Annotated in this window: 1 rRNA gene; it reads left to right on the forward strand. The window is 56.5% G+C overall.

What is annotated here, in order from left to right:
- Positions 1–2,364: ribosomal RNA gene (locus ACFWA9_RS39005) — 23S ribosomal RNA — on the forward strand; the annotation flags it as partial.
- Between the last annotated feature and the right edge of the window lie 2 nt (positions 2,365–2,366).

Genomic DNA, 2,366 nt, shown 5'->3' on the forward strand with positions numbered 1-2,366 from the left:
AGTTGCATGCCCAAGACCCGAAGCGGAGTGATCTAGCCATGGGCAGGTTGAAGCGGAGGTAAGACTTCGTGGAGGACCGAACCCACCAGGGTTGAAAACCTGGGGGATGACCTGTGGTTAGGGGTGAAAGGCCAATCAAACTCCGTGATAGCTGGTTCTCCCCGAAATGCATTTAGGTGCAGCGTCACGTGTTTCTTGCCGGAGGTAGAGCACTGGATAGGCGATGGGCCTCACCGGGTTACTGACCTTAGCCAAACTCCGAATGCCGGTAAGTGAGAGCGTGGCAGTGAGACTGTGGGGGATAAGCTCCATGGTCGAGAGGGAAACAGCCCAGAACACCGACTAAGGTCCCTAAGCGTGTGCTAAGTGGGAAAGGATGTGGAGTCGCAGAGACAACCAGGAGGTTGGCTTAGAAGCAGCCACCCTTGAAAGAGTGCGTAATAGCTCACTGGTCAAGTGATTCCGCGCCGACAATGTAGCGGGGCTCAAGCACATCACCGAAGTCGTGTCATTGCAGCATATAGGGCCAACGCCTGCTGTGATGGGTAGGGGAGCGTCGTGTGCCGGGTGAAGCGGCGGTGGAAACCAGTCGTGGACGGTACACGAGTGAGAATGCAGGCATGAGTAGCGATACAAGAGTGAGAAACTCTTGCGCCGATTGACCAAGGGTTCCTGGGTCAAGCTGATCTGCCCAGGGTAAGTCGGGACCTAAGGCGAGGCCGACAGGCGTAGTCGATGGACAACGGGTTGATATTCCCGTACCCGCTTTGAAGCGCCAACGTCGAACCTCTTGATGCTAAGCCCGTGAAGCCGGCCCGGAGTCTTCGGACAAAGGGACGTGGTGGAGCCGGTGACCCAACAGGGTAGTAGGTGAGCGATGGGGTGACGCAGGAAGGTAGTCCAGCCCGGGCGGTGGTTGTCCCGGGGTAAGGGTGTAGGCCGAGTGATAGGCAAATCCGTCACTCATTAAGGCTGAGACCTGATGCCGAGCCGATTGTGGTGAAGTGGATGATCCTATGCTGTCGAGAAAAGCCTCTAGCGAGTTTCATGGCGGCCCGTACCCCAAACCGACTCAGGTGGTCAGGTAGAGAATACCGAGGCGTTCGGGTGAACTATGGTTAAGGAACTCGGCAAAATGCCCCCGTAACTTCGGGAGAAGGGGGGCCATTCCTGGTGATGAGTCTTGCACTCTGAGCTGGGGGTGGCCGCAGAGACCAGCGAGAAGCGACTGTTTACTAAAAACACAGGTCCGTGCGAAGCCGTAAGGCGATGTATACGGACTGACGCCTGCCCGGTGCTGGAACGTTAAGGGGACCGGTTAGCTTGGATTCGTCCAGGCGAAGCTGAGAACTTAAGCGCCAGTAAACGGCGGTGGTAACTATAACCATCCTAAGGTAGCGAAATTCCTTGTCGGGTAAGTTCCGACCTGCACGAATGGCGTAACGACTTCTCGACTGTCTCAACCATAGGCCCGGTGAAATTGCATTACGAGTAAAGATGCTCGTTTCGCGCAGCAGGACGGAAAGACCCCGGGACCTTTACTATAGCTTGATATTGGTGTTCGGTTCGGCTTGTGTAGGATAGGTGGGAGACTTTGAAGCAGCAACGCCAGTTGTTGTGGAGTCGTCGTTGAAATACCACTCTGGTCGTGCTGGATGTCTAACCTGGGTCCGTGATCCGGATCAGGGACAGTGTCTGGTGGGTAGTTTAACTGGGGCGGTTGCCTCCTAAAGAGTAACGGAGGCGCCCAAAGGTTCCCTCAGCCTGGTTGGCAATCAGGTGTTGAGTGTAAGTGCACAAGGGAGCTTGACTGTGAGACTGACGGGTCGAGCAGGGACGAAAGTCGGGACTAGTGATCCGGCGGTGGCTTGTGGAAGCGCCGTCGCTCAACGGATAAAAGGTACCCCGGGGATAACAGGCTGATCTTCCCCAAGAGTCCATATCGACGGGATGGTTTGGCACCTCGATGTCGGCTCGTCGCATCCTGGGGCTGGAGTAGGTCCCAAGGGTTGGGCTGTTCGCCCATTAAAGCGGTACGCGAGCTGGGTTTAGAACGTCGTGAGACAGTTCGGTCCCTATCCGCTGTGCGCGTAGGAGTGTTGAGAAGGGCTGTCCCTAGTACGAGAGGACCGGGACGGACGAACCTCTGGTGTGCCAGTTGTCCTGCCAAGGGCATGGCTGGTTGGCTACGTTCGGGAGGGATAACCGCTGAAAGCATCTAAGCGGGAAGCCTGCTTCGAGATGAGCACTCCCACCTCCTTGAGAGGGTAAGGCTCCCAGTAGACGACTGGGTTGATAGGCCGGATATGGAAGCCTCGTAAGGGGTGGAGTTGACCGGTACTAATAGGCCGAGGGCTTGTCCTCAG

The organism is Kitasatospora sp. NPDC059973 (assembly GCF_042737525.1).
Classification (GTDB): domain Bacteria; phylum Actinomycetota; class Actinomycetes; order Streptomycetales; family Streptomycetaceae; genus Kitasatospora.